Here is a 22,579-nt window from a genome sequence, read left to right on the forward strand (position 1 = left end):
GCCTGTGTGATGCTGATCCCATCATGCAGATCGCACCCCCCGACAACGAAATTTCCAACGGGGAAATCCCCTGCGGGAAAATAACGAACAGGGACCTTCAGCCGTGGCCGCGCCCTGTCGCGGCGTGGTCGGCGGTGGCCCTGTTCTGCGTGGCGGCCGTCCTGTCCTACACAGACCGGCAGATCCTCAGCCTGCTGGTGGACCCCATCCGGGCCGACCTGGGCATCAGCGACACCCAGGTGGGGGTGCTGCAGGGGGTGGCCTTCGCCCTGATTTACTCCATCGCGGGATTGCCGCTGGGCCGCCTGGCCGACATGCTGCCGCGCCGCGCTGTCATCTGCGCCGGCGTGGGGCTGTGGAGCATCGGCACGCTGCTGTGCGGCTACGCCCCGTCCTTCTGGGTGCTGTTCGCCGGCCGCCTGGTCGTGGGGGTGGGGGAGGCGGCGCTGGCCCCCGCCGCCATGTCCATGATCGCCGATATGTTCCCGGCCGAGCGCCGGGGCTTGGCCACCGGCGTCTTCGTCATGGGCATGACCATTGGCGGCGGCGTCGCCATCGCCATCGGCGGGGCCGTGCTGGGCTTGGCGGCCGCCGGCGGCTTCCAGGGCATACCCCTGCTGGACGGCTTGGCCGCCTGGCGCGCCGTCCTGGTCCTGCTGGGCCTGGCGGGCCTGCCGCTGCTGCTGGCTCTGCTGCCTATCCGTGAGCCTGCGCGTCGCAGCGAGGCGCTGGCCGGCGAGAAAGAGGCGACGTCGTTGCGCGAGATCTTCGCCCAACTGGCGGCCGTGCGCACCGTGCTGATCCCAGTCATCGTCTGCTGCGCCTTCATGTCGGTGGGTGACTTCGCCCTGATCGCCTGGGCGCCCGCCCTGCTCAGCCGCCGCTACGCCATGACGCCGGACGCGGTGGGCCTGGCCCTGGGCTCCCTGGTCGTGGTCGCCGGCGTGGTGGCGACGGTGGCGGGCGGCGTCATCAGCGACATGGCGGTCAAGCGCTACGGCCCCTCCGGCCGCATCTGGGTCGCCACCTTGTGCGCCGTCCTGGCCTTTCCCTTCGCCTTGGTGGCGCTGGCGTCCTCCCCGAACCAGGTCCTGGCCGCGGTCACATTGTGGACCCTGTTCTCCAGCGCCGCCGGCACCATCGGCATCACGGCGGTGCAGGAGATCGTGCCCAACCGGGCCCGGGGCCTCAGCGTTTCCTTCGTCGCGTTTGGCAACATCATGCTGGGCCTGGGTGGCGGCGCCACCTTGACCGGCTATGTCACCGACCACGTCTTCGCCGACCCCCTGGCCATCGGGCAGTCGCTGACGCTGGTCATCGCCCCCCTGGCCGGGGCCGCCATCCTGCTTTTCCTCCATGCCGCCCGAACCGCTCGGAGTGTCAGTCGGTGAGCCTGTCCGTCACCTATCGCCGGGACGCCATGCGCATGCGTGAGCCGTTCCGTATTTCTGGCTATTTGCTGCATGCCATGCCCGCCACGGTCGTCACCGTGGGTGACGGCACCCACTTCGGCCGGGGCGAGGCGGCGGGCATCTATTACCTGAACGACGACCCGCCGCACATGGAGCGGGAGATCGAGCGGGTGCGCGATGCCCTTGAGGCCGGGGTGGACCGCCAGGGCCTGCAGTCCCTGCTGCCACCCGGCGGCGCCCGCAACGCGCTGGACTGCGCCCTGTGGGAGCTGGAGTCCCTTCAAAAGGCCACGCCCGTGTGGCGGCTCGCCGGGGTGCCGGAGCCCAAACCCCAGGTCACCACCTTCACCCTGCCGGCCGACGACCCGGCGGAGATTCTGCGTCGCCTGGAAGCCTTCACCAGCGCCACTTCCATCAAGCTGAAGCTGGAGGGCGACCTGGCGGCGGACACGGAACGGGTGCGCGCCGTGCGCCGAGCCAGGCCGGACGTCTGGCTGTCGGTCGACGCCAACCAGGGTTTCGGTGCGAAGGACTTGGAACCGCTGGCCGCCATGCTGGTGGACCAGGACGTGGCGCTGCTGGAACAGCCGGTGCGCCGGGGTGCCGAGTACCTGCTGGACGGCTGGGACGCGCCCCTGCCCGTGGCGGCGGACGAGAGCATCCTGGACCTGAAGGAACTGCGCGAACAGTACCGCCGCTTCGACGTCGTCAACATCAAGCTGGACAAGTGCGGCGGCCTGACCGAGGCGCTGGCCATGGCGGCGGAGGCCCGGCGCCTGGGCCTGGGCGTCATGGTGGGCAACATGGCGGGATCGGTCCTGGCGGCGGCCCCCGGCTTCGTCCTGGCGCAACTGTGTAACGTGGTCGACCTGGACGGTCCCTATTTCCTGGCCGAGCCGGGGGCGGACCGGGGCATTTTCAACGCCGGGAGAGTGATGATTCCAGCCGATTTCTGGGGCGTGGGCTGACCTTCGGTTTCCATTGTGCCCCGTCCCTCAGCCCGGCTGCTGGTTGCGCATCCAGTCGGCCAGCGGGGCCAGGGCGCCCAGGATGGCCTGGCGGCCGCGCGGGTCGGGAATGGTCTCATCCAGCGCCCGCTTCATGCACAGCAGCCAGGCGTCCCGTTCCGCCTCGCCCACCGAAAAGCCCATGTGGCGGGCACGCAGGCGGGGGTGGCCGCGCTCGGCGGAATAATCACCGGGCCCGCCCATCCACTGAGCCAGGTACAGCGTCAGCACGCGTTTGGTCTCGGTCAGATCCGGCGGGTGGATGGCGCGCAGGTCGCGCGCCTCCGGCAGGGTATCCATGGCGTGGTAGAAGGCTTCCACCAGGCGGCCGACGGGTTCCATCCCGCCGATCCATTGGTAAAGGGTGGTCTTCTGGTCACTGTCGCCGGTCATGTTCTGGGCCCTGGTGGGAACGCTGGCTTCCCTATATGGGATGCCCCTACGCGAAGTGGAGCGTTCTACCGCAAAGCCCTTCCCGCCGGAAGCGCGGGCGGACCGGGGCCAGGGGTGTGCGGCGGCGACGCCAATAGTCATGGGATATCCAATATCCGGGAATTATCGCCTTCGCCCATCCGGCCAGGGCTGGTATGAAGAAGAGTGCGCACCCGCCCGGGTACGCCAGGGAGGTCCGCGCCAGCGGTGTCGCCACCGGCGACGTCGCCTTGACGACTAAACGAAAATTGGAAACGTCCATGTCGGTTAAACATCACCTGCTGCTCTCGACTGCGTTGCTTATGACAACGCTTACCCATGCCGGATTCAGGTCCGCATTGGCCGCCGATGCGCCGGCCGCCACGGTCGCGCCGGTCACCGGCCCCTGGCAGGACGCCGCCCAGTCGCCCGAGGCGCGCACCAGCGCCCTGCTGAAGGTGATGACGCGGGAAGAGAAGCTGCAGCTGGTGTTTGGTTACTTCTCCACCGACTTCAAGCCCAAGGCCTACACCCGCATCGAGGGCGGCATGGCTGATTCCGCCGGCTACATCCCCGGCATCGCCCGCCTGGGCATTCCCGCCCAGTCGCAGACCGACGCCGGCGTTGGCGTGGCCACGCAGGCCAGCCCCACCCCGCGCCTGCGCACAGCACTGCCGTCCGGCCTGGCCACCGCCGCCACCTGGAACCCGGAGATGGCTTTCGCCGGCGGCGCCATGATCGGCGACGAGGCCCGCCGCTCCGGCTTCAACGTGCAGCTGGCCGGCGGCACCAACCTGATGCGTGAGCCGCGCAACGGCCGCAACTTCGAGTACGGGGGCGAGGATCCCCTGCTGGCCGGCACCATCGTCGGCCATGCCATCAAGGGCATCCAGTCCAACAACATCATCTCCACGCTGAAGCACTATGCCTTCAATGATCAGGAGACCAGCCGCAACTTCATCGATGTGAAGGTCGATGAGGCGGCCGGCCGCCAGTCCGACCTGCTGGCCTTCGAGATCGCGCTGGAGACGGGCAAGCCCGGCTCCGTCATGTGCTCCTACAACCGCGTCAACGGCGCCTATGCCTGCGAGAATGACTGGCTGCTGAACCAGGTTCTGAAAAAGGACTGGGGTTTCAAGGGTTTCGTCATGTCCGACTGGGGTGCGACCCACTCCACCGCACCGGCCGCCAACGCCGGCCTGGACCAGCAGTCGGGATATCCCTTCGACAAGTCGCCCTATTTCAAGGACGCGCTGGATGAGGCGGTGAACAACGGCCATGTCAGCGCCGCCCGCCTGGATGACATGGCCGGCCGCGTGCTGCACGCCATGTTCGCCAACGGCCTGTTCGAGCATCCGCTGAACGGCGACCAGGCGGCCACCATCAACTATGCCGCCCATGCCAAGGTCACCCAGGCTGACGCGGAGGAGGCCATCGTCCTGCTGAAGAACCAGGGCGACGTGCTGCCCCTGGCCAAGACGGTGAAGACCATCGCCATCATCGGCGGCCACGCCGACGTGGGCGTGCTGTCCGGCGGCGGTTCGGCCCAGGTCTACCCTTATGGCGCCCCGACCAACGGCCTGATCATCCCCAACGAGGGTCCCGCCTCCTTCCCCGGCCCCGTGGTCTACGACCCGTCTTCGCCCCTGAAGGCGCTGGAAGGCCTGACCCAGGCCAAGATCACCTATATCGACGGCAAGGACGCCAAGGCCGCCGCCAAGCTGGCCGCCGGCAGCGACGTCGCCATCGTATTCGCCACGCAGTGGACGGGTGAGAGCCAGGACGCCGTCGATCTGAACCTGCCGGGCGATCAGGACGCCCTGATCAAGGCCGTGGCCGGCGCCAACAAGAAGACGGTGGTGGTGCTGGAGAACGGCGGCCCGGTGGTGATGCCCTGGCTGGACCAGGTGGCCGGCGTGGTCAACGCCTGGTATCCCGGCACCAGCGGCGGCGAGGCCATCGCCCGCGTGCTGGCCGGCGAGGTCAACCCCTCCGGCCACCTGCCGGTCAGCTTCCCGGCCTCGGTCGACCAGCTACCGCGCAAGGTGGTGGATGGCGACCGCAAGGACAAGGCGGAGCATCCGCACGTCGATTACACCATCGACGGCGCCGCCATCGGCTACAAATGGTATGAGAAGAAAGGCCTGAAGCCGCTGTTCCCCTTCGGCTATGGTCTCAGCTACACCACCTTCGCCACGTCCGACTTGGCGGCCGCCCCCGAGGGCAAGGGCCTGAAGGTCAGCCTGGCCTTGCGCAACACCGGCAGCCGCGACGGCAAGGCCGTGGCCCAGGTCTACGTGGCCCCGGCCGCCGGCGGCTGGGAAGCGCCGAAGCGCCTGGGCGCCTTCCACAAGGTGGCGCTGAAGGCCGGTGAAAGCCAGAGCGTGAGCCTAACCGTGGATCCGCGCCTGCTGGCGACCTACGACGTCGCGGCGCACGCCTGGAAGATCAAGGGCGGCGACTACACGGTGATGACCGGTACCTCGTACCAGGACATCACGTCCAAGGTGACCGTGCACCTGCCCGACGCCACCCTGCCGGCGGCTGTGCAGTAATAGTGTTCGGCGGTTGACGTACGGGGAGGCGTCCTGCGGGGCGCCTCCCTTTCTTTTAAGCTCAGCCGGCCAGGCCGGCCTCGCTGCGGCAGATGGCGGCGATGGGCTTGGCCTTGTCCATCAGCAGGGCCGGCGGGGCGGTCACGCCCTTGCGCTCCTGCTCCGCCAGCACTGTCACGTCGGCATCGCTCAGGGCCTTGTTCACCCGGGTGGCGGTGCAGTCGCAAAAGCTGTGCAACTTGGCGTCGGTCACATCGGCCGGTGATGAGCTCCGCGCCGCCTTGAAGCACTGCGCGGCGAAGTTGGCTGCCATGGTGGCGCGGAACTCCGCCACCTCCGACGGCGGCTGCGATGACGTCCGCATGAAGGCGACCCCGAAACCGACCGCGCCGCAAAGGGCGACTATGGCGGCGGTCATCCAGGTCCTGTTCATGGGCATCGGCGGCTCTCCGTTCTATGTATCCCGAGTGTACAGGGATTTTAGACGGATGGGGCGGGTTTGTCGGGCAGGCTTGAGCTAAATGTTTTGAATCAAATACGGTTCCGTTGCCGTCACGCTTCGCGGATCCGAAAACTACTGGGATTATTCCAGGATATTACCCTGAACGGTTGGCGGATGTGCCCCGCGTCCCGATAATGGGCGACCACCTCCGCCGGACACCAGTCGCGCCCATCGGTGAACAGCGCACCGATGTCAATCAGCGCCCGGATGAGGGCGATCCTGTCCGCTACCGACAGGATGCTGCGCACCACCTGCCCGTCCTGCGGCAGGAAGCCCAATCGGCTCAGGCCTGCCTCATCGGTGGGTGTCATGGCCCGCGCCACCGCGCGTCCTCCGGCCAGTTCGGTGATGATGATCCCCTCGTCCGGCATGGCGGGCGGCGGCTCATTCGAAGTCAACGAGCGTCCCCCGGGTGTCGAAATGGCTCTGGATGGCCCTCACGATGTTTTCCTTCTCCACCCCGGTGGCCGGCCGCCGCGCGCCGGCCGAATCCAGCATGAAGATGGCGTTCAGGTAGACGACATAGCCGGGCAGGAACTGGTCGCCGGGCGCGAGGCCCTCGCCCTCGGCCACCGCCTTTCCGGCGTGGCTTTCCAGATAAATGCCTCCGCGGCAGACGGTGGTCACAGTGTAGTCCATCTTCGGTCTCTCGCAGGACGATCAGGCGCCGGCCCCATCAATAGGCCCGCCCTAGCCGGACCAAGGCGCGCTTCTGGGAGTCATAACCGAAATGCCAGTTCGGCCACTGTTCCGCCGGCATTTCCGCCGTGCAGACCACGGACATCCCGGCCTCGATGTGACGGGAGAGGTATTGGAAGACGTGGCCCGGTGGCGGGGGCAGCTCCGCCAGCGGCATGCCATCGCGGCCGAAGACCGTCAGCCTATGCGGCAGGGCGGGCGGGTCGGCGGTCAGGACGAACAGCATGTCACCCTGCGCATGGGCTGAATCGGCGCCGGGAACGGCTAGGGTGAGGGGGCCGTCCTTTCGCACCCAGCAAACGCTTCTGCCCTTCCGCACCGTCATCAGTCCATCCATGGCACCCTCCGCCCCTACGTCGCCACGCCGCGGTCTTCGCCCGGTGGCGTCATCAGCCGGTCGTCGGCCTGGCGGCGTCGGCACAGGGTCACCAAGGGCAGCGCTGCCGAAAGGTCCTGCCGATAGAGCTCGAATTCCGCCGGGCTGTTCTCGTAGTGCTCTTCGTAATCGACCAGGCGGTTACTGACCGGGATGGACAGATAGAACCGGCCGCCATCGCGTTCCACCCCAATGCTGAAGCGATGGTCGCGGCTGACGGCGATGTTCATGGCCCGTTCTCCGATTCGATCGTGCCGCTGGCATCAGTTTGTTATGCCCAAGCAATGATGACGCTGCAGGAGCCGCCGCGGGCGTCGTAGCTGGATGCGATCGTACCCCAGGGGAATACGTACCGCGTAATTCCCTTGTCGTGCATGGTTGGCGGTCCGAGCTTGTCCGACAGATATTGGTTATGGATATGAACTAAGTCTTCAATAGGCACGCCCTTCTGATTGAAGGAAAAACTGATTTTTTCCAGGGAACCTTGGGCGAAGGCCAAGGAGAAATGAGCGCGGTTTCCATCAATGTTACATGGCCCGATCAGCAGATATTTCCAGCCGGTTCCCATGTCATCTTCTCGGACGATTGGGAAACCGGCGGCTTTTACGGCGGAATAGTCCAAGCCCTTATGGAGCGATGGTTCATTCTCAAGCTCGACCGTGCCGCAGGTGATGTTGATGTTTGCTTTCATTGTCTCACTTGGCGAATGGTATTGAATACAAGGGCTTGAGAGAAGTCTTGTAGCTGGGAATGAAGATTTGATCCACGCCGCCTGTGCCATATTGCGGATTGGCCAATGTCTTTCCGGTCGCGGCGGGCGTGTCTTCCATCACCTCATAAACCGTGACGCCGCTACGGTACTTCGGATAGTCGGGATTATCGATGTTTGGCCGGATTTGTAGGCCATTGTAGTACCCTTCGGCAGTGCCTCCCGTCGCTTCAAAGCCTTCCAGCGTGGTGTGATACTCCGATGGCCCTGGCGAAGCGCCAACCACCAATTTCCCCTTGGGTAGAGTTATGTCGCGGTAATCATCGACGCCGGGGTATTTTTCATTGCCCTGCCATGCCTTGGCCTGCTGCGCAGGCGTAAGAGCTTCTTCCTCCAGCCCGCACGCCAACCCCATCGGATCGACCCACTGTACCGGGTTGGGGGCGTAGGCGGCGATGTTGCTGCCGCCGCGCAGGCGGATGGGGTCCTGGGTGATGAAGCAGCCTTCGGCCGGGGCGTAGTAGCGGTGGCGGTTGTAGTGCAGGCCGGTTTCGGGGTCGTGGTACTGGCCCTGGAAGCGCAGGGGGTTGGGGATGGTGGCGACGGCTTGGCGGGCCAGGGCGCCCCAGGCCTTGTAGTCGGCGGCCCACACCACCTCGCCATTGTCGTTGGTCAGCTCCTGGGGCGTGCCCAGATGATCCAGGTGGTAGTGGTAGGCCTGGGCGCGTTGTCCCGGTTCCGCCCGGCGCAGCTGGGCCAGGGGGCGGAAGGTGCCGGGTTCGTAGACGTAGACGGTGGCCAGGGGGTCGGCGGGCGTGGGGGCCGCCTCTGCCGCCTTGGTCTCCACCGGGGCGCTTTCGGCCAGCAGCGTGTCGCCGTCCCAGAAGAAGGTGGTGCGCTGAGCGGCGGCGGGTGGGGCGGTGCCGGCATCGTTGGCCGGGGTGGGGGCCGTATGCGCGCTTTCCTTCCACACGCGGCGGCCGAAGGCGTCATAGCCGAAGCGGGTGAGGGTGGTGCCCCGGCGGCCGCTCTCCTCCACCGCCGTCAGGCGGTTGCCGGCATCATAGCGGTAGTCCACGGTCACGGCGCCGCCGGCGGCGCGCCATTCCTTCACCCGGTTGCCCCAGGCGTCGTACTCGAACTTGGCGTCGCCATGGACCAGCAGGCGGTCACCCCGGGCCTCGCCACCCCAGAAGGCGGCGTCGGGGCCGGAGGCCAGGATGTTGCCGGCGGGGTCGGTGACGAAGCTTTCGGGGTTCGTACCCTCCACCGACAGCAGGCGGTCGCAGGCGTCGTAGTGATAGCGCTTCACGCCCCGCCGGGCGTCCTCGATGGCGGTCAGGGTGTCGGCGCCGTCATAGCCATAGGCGCGGGCGTAGATGGTCTCACCTAGGCTCCCGCCATTGGCGCGCCGCCGGCCCTCCTGGCGGACCAGGCGGCCCTGGGGATCGAAGGCCTGGATCTGGTGGACGTTGCCGGCCAGGCGCTCCACCTCCCGCCCCGCGGCGTCGCGGGCGAAGCGGGCCAGGGCCTTGCCGTCCAGCCCCACGGCCGCCGGCAGGTTGTCCAGCCCCCAGGCCACCTCCAGCCGGCGCCCATCCGGCAGAATGGTGGCGATACGCCGCCCCCGGGCATCGCGTTGGAAGCGGATTTCCTGGTCGCCCTGCCGCTCCGCCGTCGGCCGTCCGGCGGCGTCATAGCTGAAGGTCACCCGGGTGTCGGGCGTGTCGGCGGACAGCAGCCGCCCCAGCGGGTCGTAGCCGAAGCGATGGCTGTTCCCGTCGGCGTACAGCGTCTCCAGCAGGCGCCCGGCGGGGTCGCGGTTGAAGCGCGTCACGCGGCCCTGGTCCACGGCGGCGGTGACCAGGCCGGCCGTGTCGCGGTGGTAATCCAGCCGCCGGCCGTCAAAGCCGGTCTCCCCCACCAGCCGACCCGCCAGGTCATAGTCCAGCCGGTACTGCTCCCCTTTCTGGTTGCGCAGGGCCACCAGGTTCAGTTCGCTGTCGTAATGATAGCGGAAGACCGAGCCATCGGCGGAAGTGCGCTCCACCGGATAGGGCAGGCCGTCATAGCGCCAGCGGGTCACGCGGCCCAGCGGGTCGCGGTGCAGGGTGACATGGTCCTCGGCGTCGTACTCCAGCGTCACCGTGCCGCCGTCGGGGCGGTGGACGGTGGTGATGTTGCCGTTGGCGTCGCGCTCCAGCCGCACGGGCGCGTCCTCGCCCCGGCGCATCTCCACCACCCGGCCCAGCGCGTCATGGGCATAGCGGCGGCGATCGGCGCGCGCCGTGCCCTGGGCCAGCAGATCGCCGGTGGGGGACCAGGTGAAGCGCGCCAGCAGGCCCAGCGCATCCTGGATGGCCAAGGGCAGGCCACGGGTATCGCGGGTATAGCGGGTGGTATGGCCCAGCGGGTCGGTATGGGTCGCCAGGTTGCCGCGCCGGTCGTAGGTGAAGCTGTCTTCGGTGCCGTCGGCCCGTGTCACCCGCACGGGTTGGCCGAAGCCGGGCCGTGTGAGATCGGCGGGGATGTCGCCGCCGTCGTATGCCAGGCGGGTGACGGCGCCATCGACCTCGGTTCGTTGCGCCAGGCGGCCCAGGGCGTCGTAGGTCAGCCGCAGCGTGCGACCATCCGGCCCCGTCAGGGCCAGCAGGTTGCCGGCTTGGTCGTAGCGGTGGCGGGTGACGCCGCCTACCGGGTTCACCTCCTCCTCCACCAGGCCCAGGCCGTTCCAGCGATAGCGGGTGACGGCACCCAGGCCGTTGGTCACCACCGTGGTGTGTGCCTGGACGTCGTAGGCCATGCGGGCGCGGTACAGGCCCGCCTCGCCGGACAGGTGCACGCCCCAGGTATCGATGCAGCGGGCGCGGCGACCCAGCGCGACGTCGTCCCAGACGAACTGGAATCGCAGGCCGCCGCGCCGCGTCTCTTCCACCAGCAGGTGGTTGTCGTAGCGGTAATGCCAGGCGTTGCCCCGGGCGTCGCGTGCCTCCACCAGGTCGCCGGCCGCGTCATAGGTGTAGCTGACCAGGCGCAAGGGCTGGTCGCCGCCGGCAGGGTCGGGGCCATCGACGGCGGTGATGCGGCCCGCCTCGTCCGTGGTCACGACGAAAGCGCGGCCGGCGCTGTCCTGGATGCCGGCCAATCGGCCGCCAGGGCCGCGATGCAAGATGATGGCGTTGTCGTTGGGGTCGACGACATGCGCCAGGTGGCGCAGGCCGCTCTGTTCGTCCCGGTCGCCGAAGACGTAGGCCAAGCCGCCATAGGTGGCCAGCCAGTAGCGCTGACCGTCCGTATGCAGCACCAGCCGTTCCACCACGTTCAGGCTGGGGCGGCCGGGGGCCGGGTCGGTGAAGAAGGCCAGGCGCCCGTCGGCCAGGCGCGCGGCCCAGCCGCCGCCGTTGATCCAGCGGTACAGCACCATGTCGTGCGGGTGGTGCCAGCCGGACCCCAGCTCGCCCATCAGGGTGGAGCTGGACATCCAGGTGCGCGACCAGACCAGGGGCAGGGGGCCCGCCACCTCGAAATCCGTGGCCTGGGTGAACAGCTCGCCCGTGGCCACGTCCACCGGATGGCCGGCGGTGTAGCGGGTGGCCAGCTTGCCGCCGGCGAAGCCGCCCGCGGCCCCGCCCAGGGCCTCGCCGATGATGCGTCCGCGCTCCCCGCCCACCGCCTGGCCGATGGCGCCACCCACCTTGGAGCCGGCGTAGCCGCCCGCCATGCTGATGACCGTGGTCTCGCCGAAGGTCGCCAGGCCGCACAGCCCCTCCGCCATGAAGGCGCCGGCGGCCCCGGCGCCCAGCGCCAGAAGCGAGCCGCCGATCATCAGATACTCGGCCGCCGTGTTGGCCCAGTCCGGTACCTCGCCATGGATGGACATGTAGGTGCCGGGGTCGCGGCCGATGAAGACATCGTGCGAGCCATCCATGATGGACCCGTCGCACTCCAGCTTGTCGGCGATGCGGGCGGCGGGCTTGCCGTTGATGAAGACAGTCTTGCTGCCCTGGGCGATGTGCTGGTCGGGCGGCCCGTCGCGCGAACAGGCGGCCGCGTCCTGGATGGCGCGGGCAGCCGGCTTGTCGTTGATCAGCACGTTGTCGGAGCAGTCGGGCGAGATCACGCCGGTCTGGTCGGTGAAGGTGCTGCCCAGCGCCTCTCCCAGCAGGGCGCCGCCGCCGGTCGCCGCCATGGCGCCGCCCACCGCCGCGATGACGCCCAGCGCCGCACCGCCCGTGCCCACCACGGCGATGACCGCCAGGGCGGCACCCAGGCCGATGGCCGCGCCGGCGATGAAGCCGGACAGCGCACTGGTGTGTTGGATGGGATCCCCCAGCCGGGCAGCCCCGTATTGCGGCGCGCCGCCGTCCATGGTCAGGCCCCGGTGCCGGCCGGGCTCGGCCAGGCGAAGCTGTTCAGGATCTGCATGAACTGCGCGTCGGCGTCCGCGAACTCCGTCAGGCGGGCGGTGTTGACGATGGTGATGCAGCGGCCGTCGGGCAGCAGGCTGTAGATTTGGCGCTGCTTGATGGGGCCGGCGCCGCCGTCCCACTGGAACAGCAGTTCCACCGCCGGGCGGCCGGCCAGCATGACGTCCTGCCGGGTGATCAGCTGGAAGCTGCGCGCCCGGGCGATCAGGTCCTTCAGCTGCCGGTTGACGTACGCGCCCAGGCCTTCCTCCGCCTGTGGCCGGTCATAGGCGATCATGATGTTGGGCACCACGGGGCTGCCGCTGGGCGGGGCGGACCAGGCCACCATGGAGCGGTCGATCCAGCTGTCCGGCAGCTGGATGCTGAAGTCGAGCGTGCGGCAGGTCTGCGGCATGACGGATTTCCTTTAGATCTGGCCCAGGATGCGGGCGACCGCGACGGCGCTGTCGGCGTCTGCGTTGCCGGTGCTGGGCAGGGCTGAGGCGGTCTGGCCCAGGGTCGGCGTCTGACCCGGCAGGGGTGATTGCCCCGCGCCCGGTGTCTGGAAGGCGGGTGCCTGATAGCTTGGCGCCTGGTAACTGGGCGCTTGGTAACCGGGCACCTGGTAACCGGGTGTCTGATAGCTGGAGGCCTGGACACCGGGCAGAGTGCCGCCCTGGTTCCACGATCCAGCCTGCGGCCCGGCGGTGTAGGGCGAGAGGGGCGGCGTTGCGGAAGAGGTCGCGACCACCGGCGGCGGGGCGTAGGACGGCTGCGTCAGGCCCGTGGGCGACAAGGTCGGAGAGGTGAACCCAGGCGTGACCCCAGGTGCGGCCATCGAGGGCGTGCCCACGGTAGGCGCGGCCATGGTGGGTGCCGAGAGCGAGGGGGCGGCAACCGAGGGCGCCTGGGGCAAGGATGGCAGCCCGGTGTTCACGCCGGTGGCCGACGCCAGGTTGGACAGGCCTGACGCCGTCGACGCCCCCGGAATGCTGGAGGCGCCGGGGATGGCCGGGCTGGCCAGGGAAGGGGCGCCGAGAGCGGGCGTGCCCAAGGAGGGGGTGGCCAGGCCAGAGCCGCCGCCGAGCAGCTGGGCCGCCTGCGCCGCGCTGCCCAGGGGGGCGCCGACGGAAGAGGGCAGGGCCGGCGCGGCGGCGTTGGCCAGCGCCCCGAGGTCGCCGGCGGAACCGAAGCCGGCCGGGGCCGCCGATAGTGACAGGGGTGTGTAGGGCTGGATGCCGAGGCTGGCGCCGATGGCGCCGGGCTGGATCAGGGCGGGAAGGTCGAACATCCGGAAATCTCCCGGGGAATGAAGGTGTCTGGCCTGGGATTGCGCGCGTCGGCGTCAGCCGCTGCAGTTCAGCCAGATTTTCTGGCCGTCCTGGCTGATGCCGTCCTTGTCCAGAACCACGGTGCTGCCGTTGCTGGTCAGGATGATGTGGTCGGTGGTCATCTGCAGGGAGCTTTTGCCCACCTGCAGCACGACCATCTCGCCCGCCACGTTCACCATGGACTTGCCGACGGTTTCGAACATGTTGTTCTGGACGACCATGGAGAGGTCTTTTTGGGAGTGGAAGGCGATCTCCTCGGCGCCGGCCTTGTCCTCCAGGGTGAAGAGGTTGAAGCCGCCGCCGCCGGGGCTGCTGGCGGTGCGGAAGGTGGTCTGGGTTTTCTGGGCGGGCAGGCCGAGGGGGGCGGTGGTCTCGGAATTGGGGACGGAGCCGAGGATGACGGGGCGGTCCGGGTTGCCCTCCAGGAAGGCGACGACGACCTCCATGCCCATGCGGGGGATGGTCTGGGCGCCGAAGCCGCGGCCGGCCCAGCCCTGGGCGACGCGAACCCAGCAGGAACTGCCCTCGTTGGACTGGCCGCGCCGGTCCCAGAAGAACTGCACCTTCACCCGGCCGTGCTTGTCGGTGTGGATCTCCTGGCCCTTGGGGCCGACCACGACGGCGGTCTGCAGGCCGGAGACGGTGGGTCGGGGGGTGACGCGGCGGGGCACGAAGGGGGTGGCGGCCGGCAGGCAGGTGAAGTGGTTGGCGTAGCCTGAGTGGCTGGCGCCGCCGCCCTCATAGCTGAGGTCGCTGGCCCGGTGGCTGGCGGAGAGCACGACATAGGCGCCGTTCTCGGCGGCGACGGGATGGTCGGTCAGCTGGAAGCGGCCGCAGGGGGTCATGGATCGGCAGTCGCTGGCGCCCTGCACCGTCTCGCGCTCGACCTCCTCCGCCTGCATGGCCAGCTTGGCGCGGCGCTCGCCATCGCCGGCGCTGTCGTGCAGGCCGGGATAGTCGAAGTGCTCGTGCTGGGGGTCCTGGGTGTAGCTGGAGACGGTGGGGACGGTCCGCTTCAGGTCCAGCTTGCTGGTCTGGAAGTTGTAGTCGGTCATGGCCCAGGCGCTGGCCTGGTAGGCGTGGCTGCGGTGCCACTCGGTGATGTGGTTGGAGCGGGAGGAGGTGGCGCTGAAGGGGATCAGGGGCTCATCGCCCGTCTGGTAGGCGGAGGTCTGGGCACCCAGGACCAGGGTGTGCTTCCCCGCCTCGTGGCGAAAGAAGTAATAAAGGCCGTCCTCCTCCATCAGGCGGGAGACGAAGGCGAAGTCGGTCTCGCGGTACTGCACGCAGTACTCGCGGGGCGGCGGGGCGCTGACGCCGGAGAAGTCATACTGGGTGACGCCCAGCTCGCCGAAGATGGTCTCCAGGATGTCGAGCGTGGTCTTGTTCTGGAAGATGCGGCAGTCGCTGGTGCGGGTCAGGAACCACAGGCGCGGGACGACGCGCAGGATGTAGTGCCGCTGCCCGCGGGAGGCGGCGTGGCCGCCGGTGAGCGAGGCGACGATGCCGTTGAAGACGCGGTAAACGCCGTCATCCAGGCGCAGCTTCAGGTCCACGCTCTGCGCCACCAGGGCGGCGGGGTCGACATTGTCGTCCATGGCGCGCACGGTCGCGCGGAACTCGAAGGGCGTCGAAATACCCTCCGTCCCCTCCAGCGCCTCCAGCAAAAGCTGGTCGGGCCCCAAGGGGCTCTCGATCCCCAGCAACCGTTCCGCTTGCGTGTAACCGTCCATGGAGGCCTCACATAGGCTGGGCGCCGGCCGGTCGAACGCCGACAAGGGCGGCGATCACCAGGCCGGACACGATGATCATGATCATGGAAAAGGCCATCAACTCAGGCAGGCGGCCGGTCGCCGCCATGTGGTCGACGTCCGCCTTGCGGTAAGGCGCCAGGAACAGGCGCCACAGGCCGGGGAACTCGCCGGCTCCCCCCGTCCTGGCCATCCAGGCCTTGATGGTCGAACGCCACTGCAGCAGGCCGACCATGAAGAACAGCGATAGCGCGGCGACGCCGGCGGCGGCCAGCAGGGGGGCCGCCAGCACCATGGACATGGACTTGCCACCCAGGGCCAGCAGGGCCAGGCAGACGCCCAGCAGCCCGAACAGGGCCAGGAAGGCCTTAGGCGTCCGTTCCCTGTCCGGCAGGCGCGCGGCCAGGGAGGCCAGCAGGCCCAGGGTTGGCGGTGGGGTGGTTGGGGGGAACAGGGACATGGTGGGTCAGCCTGCCGGTGCCAAGGCGTTCAACAGGCTGGTGATGGCGATGTCGAAGGCGCGTTTGTTGATGGCCGTCACCAGATAGGGGTCGGAGGGGCCGGCAGGCGTGACCAGGGTGAAGACCGCCCAGCCCTTGGCCGTGGCGATCACCGTTTGCCGAACCAGGGCGGAGCGCTGGCCCAGCGTCGCGGGGGTGTCCGCCGTCCAGAAGGAAACCCCGGTGGTGCCCGTGGGTACCTCTCGCAGCGCGCCGTCAGCGAAGCTGGCGCCCAGGTGCCGCATCCCGTTCGCCACCAGGTGCGCGATCTGGTCGGGCGCCCGGAAGCGGTCGCGCGGGGCGGTGTAGACGTTGATCATGCCGGCCCGATCCGCGCCCGTGCCATTGGACAGGCCCCAGGACTGGCAATCGGCATCAACGCTGTCATCAGCCCGCACCGTCCAGGATGCCGGCACCTTGAAGCCCAACTGGAAGACCTTGTTCAGGGCGACGTCCTGAAGGATTTCCATGGTGGGCTGGGGCTTGGCCTCCGTCAGCTTGAAGGAGGCGGCCGCCACCAGGAAGGCGTCCTCCGCCGTGGCGTAGCGGCGTTCGGGGGCGAAGCTGTGCAGCAGGTAGATGAACTTGCCATTCTTGAACGTGCGCAGCCGGTACAGATAGGGCTGGCCTTGCACGCTGCGCGAGGCCAGCACATCGGCGTTGCGGCCTGCGTCCGACGGGACGCTGCGGCGGGCCACCACCGTGTAGTGGTTCGCCGCCATCCAGGGATCCAGCCAGTCCTCCGGCGCCACTTCGCGTTCGATCTGCTGGGCGTAGACCTCGGTGATGGCCTCCTGATTTTTTTCGCCATATCGGGCCAGCAATTGCAGGCCGCCGTCCGCCTTGGCGGGGCGTCCGTCCTTCTCGAACCACAGCCAGTCCTTGGGAATCATCAGCTCGAAGGCGAAGGCCGGAACCGGGCTGGGGAAAGCCTGGTGCAGATAGTCGCGTTCCACCTCTGCGCGGGTGGCTTGAACGGTGGTTCGCAGGTCGGCCATGGGTCGTTCCTTCGCGGTGATGGTCTCCGCGGCATGGGTACGCGGTGTAAGGATGGCAAGCAGCCCGGCCGCCAGGATGAAGAATAGGACGCCACGCTCCCGTCGGGCAGGGGATGTCATGGGGCACCTGCCTTGGGGGCGGGACCTATGCTGGCGTCCAGGCCGGTCTTGATGCCCAGGCCGGCTTCGATGTCGCCGAAGATGCCGGCGTGCGTCCGCTGGTCCACGCGGTCGTAGTAGCCATAGCCACCGGCGCCGATGCCGGCGCTGCCGGCAGAGACGCCCTGTTCGCCCTTGACGGCGATGGTCCAGTCATCGGGTACGCCGGGCAGCCAGCCGATGGGGATGGTCACGTTCTCTTCCGCGCTGGCCTGGGCCACGCGCGCGCCGGCTTTGCCGCCCAGCGCGGCGCCGACATAGCGGCCATCGTCCCCCAGCAAGGCCTGGCCCTTGGCGTCGGCGGAGAACAGCTCGCCCGTGCCCTTCACCCCGAGGCCGCCCTTGTTCAGGTCGCCCGCGATGCCTTCGCCGGTGACGCGCTGCATGGCCGCCTTGGCCTCACCCTGGGCGCCCAGGCCGTTGGTGGTCACCCCGGCGTGGCCGGTGCCCTCGGCCGCGAAGATGTCCATGCCGCCGGAAATCTCGCCCCAGCTGTTCTTGCCCTTGGCCGAAATGCGGGCCATGGCGATTTCGCCCTTGGCGTCCACGGTGGCCTTGGTTGGGTCGGCGTGGGCGGTGATCGATCCTTCCGCGCCCATGACCTTGGCGGTGACGGGGCCGGTGGTCTTGTTGGCCGCCCAGGCGGAACCCTCGGCCTTGAAGTCCTGGCCCGGCGGCTTGGCCGGTGCCGGCTCCTTCATGTTCAGCCAGATCTTGCCGCCCTTGTGGCGGATGCCATCCTTGTCCATCACCACGGTGCTGCCGTTGCTGGACAGGATGATGTTGTCCGGCGTGAATTGGATGGAGCTGTTGCCCACCTTGAAGGCCAGCACTTGCCCCGCCTGGCGCACCGACGCCTTGGTCACCGTCTCGAAGGCGTTGTTCTGGACGACCATGGAGAGGTCTTTTTGGGAGTGGAAGGCGATCTCTTCGGCGCCGGCCTTGTCCTCCAGGGTGAAGAGGTTGAAGCCGCCGCCGCCGGGGCTGCTGGCGGTGCGGAAGGTGGTCTGGGTTTTCTGGGCGGGGAGGCCGAGGGGGGCGGTGGTCTCGGAATTGGGGACGGAGCCCAGGATGACGGGGCGGTCCGGATTGCCCTCCAGGAAGGCGACGACGACCTCCATGCCCATGCGGGGGATGGTCTGGGCGCCGAAGCCGCGGCCGGCCCAGCCCTGGGCGACGCGGACCCAGCAGGAACTGGCCTCGTTGGACTGGCCGCGGCGGTCCCAGAAGAACTGCACCTTCACCCGGCCATGCTTGTCGGTGTGGATCTCCTGGCCCTTGGGGCCGACCACGACGGCGGTCTGCAGGCCGGAGATGGTGGGTCGGGGGGTGACGCGGCGGGGCACGAAGGGGGTGGCGGCCGGCAGGCAGGTGAAGTGGTTGGCGTAGCCTGAGTGGCTGGCGCCGCCGCCCTCATAGCTGAGGTCGCTGGCGCGGTGGCTGGCGGAGAGCACGACATAGGCGCCGTTCTCGGCGGCGACGGGATGGTCGGTCAGCTGGAAGCGGCCGCAGGGAGTCATGGAGCGGCAGTCGCTGGCGCCCTGCACCGTCTCGCGCTCGACCTCCTCCGCCTGCATGGCCAGCTTGGCGCGGCGCTCGCCATCGCCGGCGCTGTCGTGCAGGCCGGGATAGTCGAAGTGCTCGTGCTGGGGGTCCTGGCTGTAGCTGGAGACGGTGGGGACGGTCCGCTTCAGGTCCAGCTTGCTGGTCTGGAAGTTGTAGTCGGTCATGGCCCAGGCGCTGGCCTGGTAGGCATGGCTGCGGTGCCACTCGGTGATGTGGTTGGAGCGGGAGGAGGTGGCGCTGAAGGGGATCAGCGGCTCATCCCCCGTCTGGTAGGCGGAGGTCTGGGCGCCCAGGACCAGGGTGTGCTTCCCCGCCTCGTGGCGGAAGAAGTAATAGAGGCCGTCCTCCTCCATCAGGCGGGAGACGAAGGCGAAGTCGGTCTCGCGGTACTGCACGCAGTACTCGCGCGGGGGCGGGGCGCTGACGCCGGAGAAGTCATACTGGGTGACGCCCAGTTCGCCGAAGATGGTCTCCAGGATGTCGAGCGTGGTCTTGTTCTGGAAGATGCGGCAGTCGCTGGTGCGGGTCAGGAACCACAGACGCGGGACGACGCGCAGGACATAGTGCCGCTGCCCGCGGGAGGCGGCGTGGCCGCCGGTGAGCGAGGCGACGATGCCGTTGAAGACGCGGTAAACGCCGTCATCCAGGCGCAGCTTCAGGTCCACGCTCTGCGCCACCAGGGCGGCGGGGTCGATATTGTCGTCCATGGCGCGCACGGTCGCGCGGAACTCGAAGGGCGTGGAGATACCCTCCGTCCCCTCCAGCGCCTCCAGCAAAAGCTGGTCGGGCCCCAAGGGGCTCTCGATCCCCAGCAACCGTTCCGCTTGCGTGTAACCGTCCATCAAATCCTCGTGTGCCCGGCGGACGGATGCGCGCCGAACGTCCCCAGTCTTGGCGGCCCAGTAGCGGCGGCATGGCCGCCTGGCTGCTACTGTCATCACCTGTTAACTCACCGTTCACACGGTGTGATTTCAAAACCTTCCAAACCGCTCCTGTAACTTCGTGCGACACAGAACTATGGGCTGGCGGCGGGGCGTCAAGGGCCGCGCGCGCTTGGCGTGTTTCCTATGCTGTCATGAATACGGCAAGAAAGTGACGCAAATTATTCTTTAACCGCAGGTGAATGAGAGGCATCTTCATGTTGATGTGGCTTTAAAAATCGGCCGTTACTGTAGAATTGGGCGCCCATGCTTCAATTCTGTTTTGCTGCCGACGGCTTGGCCATTCCACGAATGGTTACGCCCTTCCGGTATAGGAAGCTTAATGCTGCATATCCTGATGGCAGACCCAATTGCCGGCCGGAACGCCAGCTTTCGCAGCCAGGTGGCGGGAAACCCTAGGGATTCCGCGCCGTTCACGGGGGCAGGCACCTTCGTATTAACGCGTTATTGGGTTGGACCGGGGGATGGAAAGCTGGTTCCAAGGGGTGTCGCGGCGCCTGCCGCCCGGGTCATATGACCTAGGTTTTGCAGGTATATATCCGATTCATCCCGGTGGTTATAGAACCGGAGGATAAGTAATAGGCTTCCGGAATTTTCTCAGCAATTACAAAGGCGATTGTTTAAAATATCGATTAAAATTGCGTTCAAAATATACTTTGAAGCTATGCCCTATGACTGGGGACAGGCGCCATCTGTGCACGGCTCTACCTCTATCTGGATACGCCACCGAGAACCGTTTCTGGGGGGTCGACGGAACTATCTTCCGAATTATATCAGCGTGCATTGCTTGGTAAATTTATCGTTAAAAGATTGGACACGTTGTCGACCTCTCAGTGACGTCGCCAATGCCGTCCTTGCGCAGCGAGGATCAGATGGCCCTTGTCTTACGTGTTCTTTCGGCCGGGGACTGCTCCATATCCGAAGGCGAAACCCGCGTCTGCGACGGCGCCAGTTTCACCATCGGCCGTGGCGCTGAGAACGATTGGGTGGTCAACGACCCCCAGCGCCACCTGTCGAAGCAGCACTGCCGGATAGAGCTGCGTGGCCAGACCTATTTCGTGACGGACACCAGCACCAACGGTGTCTACGTCGGCGGGGCGGCCACACCTCTGGGCCGGGGCAACAGCCAGCCGGTGAACGACGGCGACGTCATCAACCTGGGCCCCTGCACCCTGCGCCTGGAAATCAGCGGCCAGCCAGCGGCCTCGGTGTCCCCCATGGCGACCATGAGCGGCATCGGCATGACCGGCGGCACCCTGGCCGACCCGGACATGGATTACGGCATGGGGGGGCTGACCAACGGCCACACCGGCTATGTCCCCTCGCTGACCCAGGTCCTGGCCGGCGACCGCGTCGCCGAAATGCAGCTGACCGACATGCTGGGGGAAGGGGAGGCGGAGGTGGAGGCGCCGTTCGGTGGCGCGCTGGCCCCGTCGCTGGCCGCCCATTCCGGTACCGGCGCCTATTTCGAGGCGCCTGAGGTCAAGCACCCCGTCATCCCCATGGATTGGCAGGCAGAGGGCGTCGATGGCGTCGGCGCGCAGGACGAGTTGGAGTCCGTCAGCGCCGCCGCCCAGGTGATGGCGGAAGCCTTCGCCGGAACCCGCAACGGCCAGGCCACGGCCCGCGTGCCCAGCCCGGCCGTTTCCAGCCCCGCCCCGGCGGGTCCGGTCAATGGCGCCCCGATCAATGGCCCCGGCGCCACCATCCTGCCCATCAATCCCGCCGCCGCCCCGGTGCGGCCCCAGCCGGTGGCCGCCCCTGTGGCGCCGGTCCCGCCCGTTTCCCCCGCCATCGCACCCGTCGTGGGGCTGGGCACCATGAACCCGGTGGCGCTCGCCACGCCGGCCGTCCCCCCGCCGGCGCAGCCCGTACCGGTCGCCCCGCCGCAGCCGGCGGCGCAGGCCTCGCCCATTGCCCAGGCTCAGGCCCAGTCGGCGCCCGCCCAGGCCGCAAACTCCCATAACCCGGCTCCCCAAAATCCGGGCCCCCAGATTCCGGACGACGTGTTCGAGGCCTTCCTGGCCGGTGTCGGCCTGCCGCTGGACGCGGTGGACGCGTCCGACGCCCCGGCGCTGATGCACAAGATGGGCGTCGCCCTGCGCGAGGCGGTCAACGGCCTGCGTGAGCTGCTGGAACTGCGCGCCTTCCTGAAGTCCGAGTTCCGCATCGAACACACGCTGCTGCGCGCCAAGGAGAACAACCCCCTGAAGTTCTCCGCCAACCTGGATGGCACGCTGTCCGTGCTGATCGGCCGGCGGGTCATGGGCTTTATGGACGCGCCGGAGGCCATCCGCGAAAGCCTGCGCGACATCAAGGCCCATGAGGTGGCCCTGATCGCCGGCATGAAGACGGTGGTGGGCGATGTGCTGGAACAGCTGTCGCCCGAGACCATCAAGAACGACGTCAGCGCCTCCATGCTGCCGCAGGTGCACAAGGCCCGCTGCTGGGAACGGTACGAGCAGGTCCACCAGCGCATGATGGGCGAGCAGTCGTCGGGACCGCCCCTCGGCAGCAAGTTTTCCTCCGCCTACACCCAGCAGTTCAGAAGCCTCTGAACCGCCTGGGATCCGCCTTCGTCCCCGCCTGGCACCCGCCTCACTTCCACCCGTCCGCCAGCCGCCTGGGGATAACCCCAGCCCCGAGACTGCCCAGACTAACAGGGTCCTCTAGACGATGCCTTTCGCCACGACCACCGCCCGCCGCTCCACCCCGCACCCCATGGGCCGCGCGGCCCTCGCCACCATGCTCGCCGGCGCCGTCCTGCAGCTGGCGGCCTGCTCGCACGAGCCGCCGCCCCCGCCGCCGGTGCGCACCACCGTGCCGGTATCGATCAACGTCGGGCCCGACGCCAATCCCGACACGCTGGGCCGTCCGTCGCCCATCGTGACGCGCGTCTACCAGCTGGCGTCCAAGGACAAGTTCACCATCGCCGCTCCCATCCAGCTGATCCAGCACGATACCCAGGCCCTGGGCACCGATCAGCTGGGCCGGGACGAGTTCGTGCTGCAGCCGGGCGACAAGAAGCAGATGGTCCTGCCGCAGAACGACAAGGTGCATTACGTCGGCATCGTCGCCGCCTATCGCGCCATCGACCAGGCCAACTGGCGGGAGGTCGTGGCCCTGCCGGACACCGGCCCGGTGACGCTGAACGTCACCGTCGGCGCCAACGGCCTGGTGGTGAAGCGCGACACGGCCGACGCCGACACGCCGCCCGGCGCCGCCGCGTCCAAGCGCACCCCCACCAAGTGAGGCC

Annotated in this window: 19 protein-coding genes; 5 read left to right on the top strand and 14 right to left on the bottom strand. The window is 68.1% G+C overall.

Annotated elements, in window-relative coordinates:
- The first annotated feature begins 134 nt into the window (after positions 1-134).
- Both FBZ88_RS21850 and FBZ88_RS21855 read left to right on the top strand, forming a co-directional pair.
- The gene (locus FBZ88_RS21850; RefSeq protein WP_186464546.1) at positions 135-1,391 is read left to right on the top strand and encodes an MFS transporter; all 1,257 of its coding nucleotides are present in this window, start codon (positions 135-137) and stop codon (positions 1,389-1,391) included.
- Positions 1,388-2,380, top strand: a complete 993-nt coding sequence (locus FBZ88_RS21855; protein ID WP_145619248.1) for a dipeptide epimerase — start codon at positions 1,388-1,390, stop codon at positions 2,378-2,380. Before FBZ88_RS21850 ends, FBZ88_RS21855 begins: the two co-directional genes overlap by 4 nt.
- Positions 2,381-2,407: 27 nt before the next feature.
- Here the strand turns inward: FBZ88_RS21855 and FBZ88_RS21860 are convergent, their stop codons facing one another.
- Positions 2,408-2,812, bottom strand: coding sequence for a group II truncated hemoglobin (locus FBZ88_RS21860; protein ID WP_145619249.1), 405 nt, complete (start codon positions 2,810-2,812; stop codon positions 2,408-2,410).
- Between the two features lie 377 nt (positions 2,813-3,189).
- Between FBZ88_RS21860 and FBZ88_RS21865 the strand changes: the two genes are divergently transcribed.
- Positions 3,190-5,385, top strand: a complete 2,196-nt coding sequence (locus FBZ88_RS21865) for a glycoside hydrolase family 3 C-terminal domain-containing protein (RefSeq protein WP_211102764.1) — start codon at positions 3,190-3,192, stop codon at positions 5,383-5,385.
- A 61-nt stretch (positions 5,386-5,446) separates the two neighbouring features.
- Here the strand turns inward: FBZ88_RS21865 and FBZ88_RS21870 are convergent, their stop codons facing one another.
- The 13 genes from FBZ88_RS21870 to FBZ88_RS21930 form a co-directional block, all read right to left on the bottom strand.
- A complete protein-coding gene (locus FBZ88_RS21870; protein WP_145619250.1) occupies positions 5,447-5,749 on the bottom strand; it encodes a hypothetical protein in 303 nt (100 codons plus the stop codon).
- A gap of 188 nt (positions 5,750-5,937) precedes the next feature.
- Entirely contained in the window at positions 5,938-6,285 is a 348-nt protein-coding gene (locus tag FBZ88_RS21875) for a hypothetical protein (RefSeq protein WP_145619251.1), read from the bottom strand.
- Positions 6,272-6,526: an Imm74 family immunity protein gene (locus tag FBZ88_RS21880; RefSeq protein WP_145619252.1), complete on the bottom strand. Its 255-nt coding sequence runs from the start codon at positions 6,524-6,526 to the stop codon at positions 6,272-6,274. The genes FBZ88_RS21875 and FBZ88_RS21880 overlap by 14 nt, the downstream gene beginning before the upstream one ends.
- A 37-nt stretch (positions 6,527-6,563) precedes the next feature.
- Complete coding sequence (locus FBZ88_RS21885; RefSeq protein ID WP_145619253.1) at positions 6,564-6,923, bottom strand: hypothetical protein; 360 nt, start codon at positions 6,921-6,923, stop codon at positions 6,564-6,566.
- A gap of 14 nt (positions 6,924-6,937) precedes the next feature.
- Positions 6,938-7,192, bottom strand: a complete 255-nt coding sequence (locus FBZ88_RS21890; RefSeq protein WP_145619254.1) for a hypothetical protein — start codon at positions 7,190-7,192, stop codon at positions 6,938-6,940.
- A 41-nt stretch (positions 7,193-7,233) separates the two neighbouring features.
- Entirely contained in the window at positions 7,234-7,653 is a 420-nt protein-coding gene (locus FBZ88_RS21895) for a hypothetical protein (RefSeq protein ID WP_145619255.1), read from the bottom strand.
- A gap of 4 nt (positions 7,654-7,657) precedes the next feature.
- Entirely contained in the window at positions 7,658-12,040 is a 4,383-nt protein-coding gene (locus FBZ88_RS21900; protein ID WP_145619256.1) for an RHS repeat-associated core domain-containing protein, read from the bottom strand.
- A gap of 2 nt (positions 12,041-12,042) precedes the next feature.
- A complete protein-coding gene (locus FBZ88_RS21905) occupies positions 12,043-12,492 on the bottom strand; it encodes a DcrB-related protein (RefSeq protein WP_040847883.1) in 450 nt (149 codons plus the stop codon).
- A gap of 12 nt (positions 12,493-12,504) precedes the next feature.
- Complete coding sequence (locus tag FBZ88_RS21910) at positions 12,505-13,368, bottom strand: hypothetical protein (RefSeq protein WP_145619257.1); 864 nt, start codon at positions 13,366-13,368, stop codon at positions 12,505-12,507.
- Positions 13,369-13,422: 54 nt separating this feature from the next.
- A complete protein-coding gene (locus tag FBZ88_RS21915) occupies positions 13,423-15,141 on the bottom strand; it encodes a type VI secretion system Vgr family protein (protein WP_145619258.1) in 1,719 nt (572 codons plus the stop codon).
- 7 nt (positions 15,142-15,148) lie between these two features.
- Positions 15,149-15,619, bottom strand: coding sequence for a hypothetical protein (locus tag FBZ88_RS21920; protein WP_145619259.1), 471 nt, complete (start codon positions 15,617-15,619; stop codon positions 15,149-15,151).
- Positions 15,620-15,625: 6 nt separating this feature from the next.
- Complete coding sequence (locus tag FBZ88_RS21925; RefSeq protein ID WP_145619260.1) at positions 15,626-16,777, bottom strand: DcrB/PsbP domain-containing protein; 1,152 nt, start codon at positions 16,775-16,777, stop codon at positions 15,626-15,628.
- Positions 16,774-19,224, bottom strand: coding sequence for a type VI secretion system Vgr family protein (locus tag FBZ88_RS21930; RefSeq protein ID WP_186464547.1), 2,451 nt, complete (start codon positions 19,222-19,224; stop codon positions 16,774-16,776). The genes FBZ88_RS21925 and FBZ88_RS21930 overlap by 4 nt, the downstream gene beginning before the upstream one ends.
- 971 nt (positions 19,225-20,195) lie before the next feature.
- On the opposite strand from FBZ88_RS21930, the gene tagH reads away from it, so the two are divergent.
- Positions 20,196-21,881, top strand: coding sequence for a type VI secretion system-associated FHA domain protein TagH (gene tagH / locus FBZ88_RS31400; RefSeq protein ID WP_186464548.1), 1,686 nt, complete (start codon positions 20,196-20,198; stop codon positions 21,879-21,881).
- Between the two features lie 118 nt (positions 21,882-21,999).
- Entirely contained in the window at positions 22,000-22,575 is a 576-nt protein-coding gene (gene tssJ / locus FBZ88_RS21940; protein ID WP_145619263.1) for a type VI secretion system lipoprotein TssJ, read from the top strand.
- Positions 22,576-22,579 lie beyond the last annotated feature (4 nt).

The organism is Nitrospirillum bahiense (genome assembly GCF_007828025.1).
In the GTDB taxonomy this organism is placed as follows: domain Bacteria; phylum Pseudomonadota; class Alphaproteobacteria; order Azospirillales; family Azospirillaceae; genus Nitrospirillum; species Nitrospirillum amazonense.

Coding starts and splice junctions, on each gene's coding strand:
- FBZ88_RS21920 (WP_145619259.1), bottom strand. CDS start 15,619: ATGTCCCTGTTCCCCCCAACCACCCCACCGCCAACCCTGGGCCTGCTG.
- FBZ88_RS21910 (WP_145619257.1), bottom strand. CDS start 13,368: ATGTTCGACCTTCCCGCCCTGATCCAGCCCGGCGCCATCGGCGCCAGC.
- FBZ88_RS21860 (WP_145619249.1), bottom strand. CDS start 2,812: ATGACCGGCGACAGTGACCAGAAGACCACCCTTTACCAATGGATCGGC.
- tssJ (WP_145619263.1), top strand. CDS start 22,000: ATGCCTTTCGCCACGACCACCGCCCGCCGCTCCACCCCGCACCCCATG.
- FBZ88_RS21885 (WP_145619253.1), bottom strand. CDS start 6,923: ATGGATGGACTGATGACGGTGCGGAAGGGCAGAAGCGTTTGCTGGGTG.
- FBZ88_RS21895 (WP_145619255.1), bottom strand. CDS start 7,653: ATGAAAGCAAACATCAACATCACCTGCGGCACGGTCGAGCTTGAGAAT.
- tagH (WP_186464548.1), top strand. CDS start 20,196: ATGGCCCTTGTCTTACGTGTTCTTTCGGCCGGGGACTGCTCCATATCC.
- FBZ88_RS21880 (WP_145619252.1), bottom strand. CDS start 6,526: ATGGACTACACTGTGACCACCGTCTGCCGCGGAGGCATTTATCTGGAA.
- FBZ88_RS21870 (WP_145619250.1), bottom strand. CDS start 5,749: ATGCGGACGTCATCGCAGCCGCCGTCGGAGGTGGCGGAGTTCCGCGCC.
- FBZ88_RS21905 (WP_040847883.1), bottom strand. CDS start 12,492: ATGCCGCAGACCTGCCGCACGCTCGACTTCAGCATCCAGCTGCCGGAC.
- FBZ88_RS21900 (WP_145619256.1), bottom strand. CDS start 12,040: ATGGACGGCGGCGCGCCGCAATACGGGGCTGCCCGGCTGGGGGATCCC.
- FBZ88_RS21915 (WP_145619258.1), bottom strand. CDS start 15,141: ATGGACGGTTACACGCAAGCGGAACGGTTGCTGGGGATCGAGAGCCCC.
- FBZ88_RS21890 (WP_145619254.1), bottom strand. CDS start 7,192: ATGAACATCGCCGTCAGCCGCGACCATCGCTTCAGCATTGGGGTGGAA.
- FBZ88_RS21925 (WP_145619260.1), bottom strand. CDS start 16,777: ATGACATCCCCTGCCCGACGGGAGCGTGGCGTCCTATTCTTCATCCTG.
- FBZ88_RS21930 (WP_186464547.1), bottom strand. CDS start 19,224: ATGGACGGTTACACGCAAGCGGAACGGTTGCTGGGGATCGAGAGCCCC.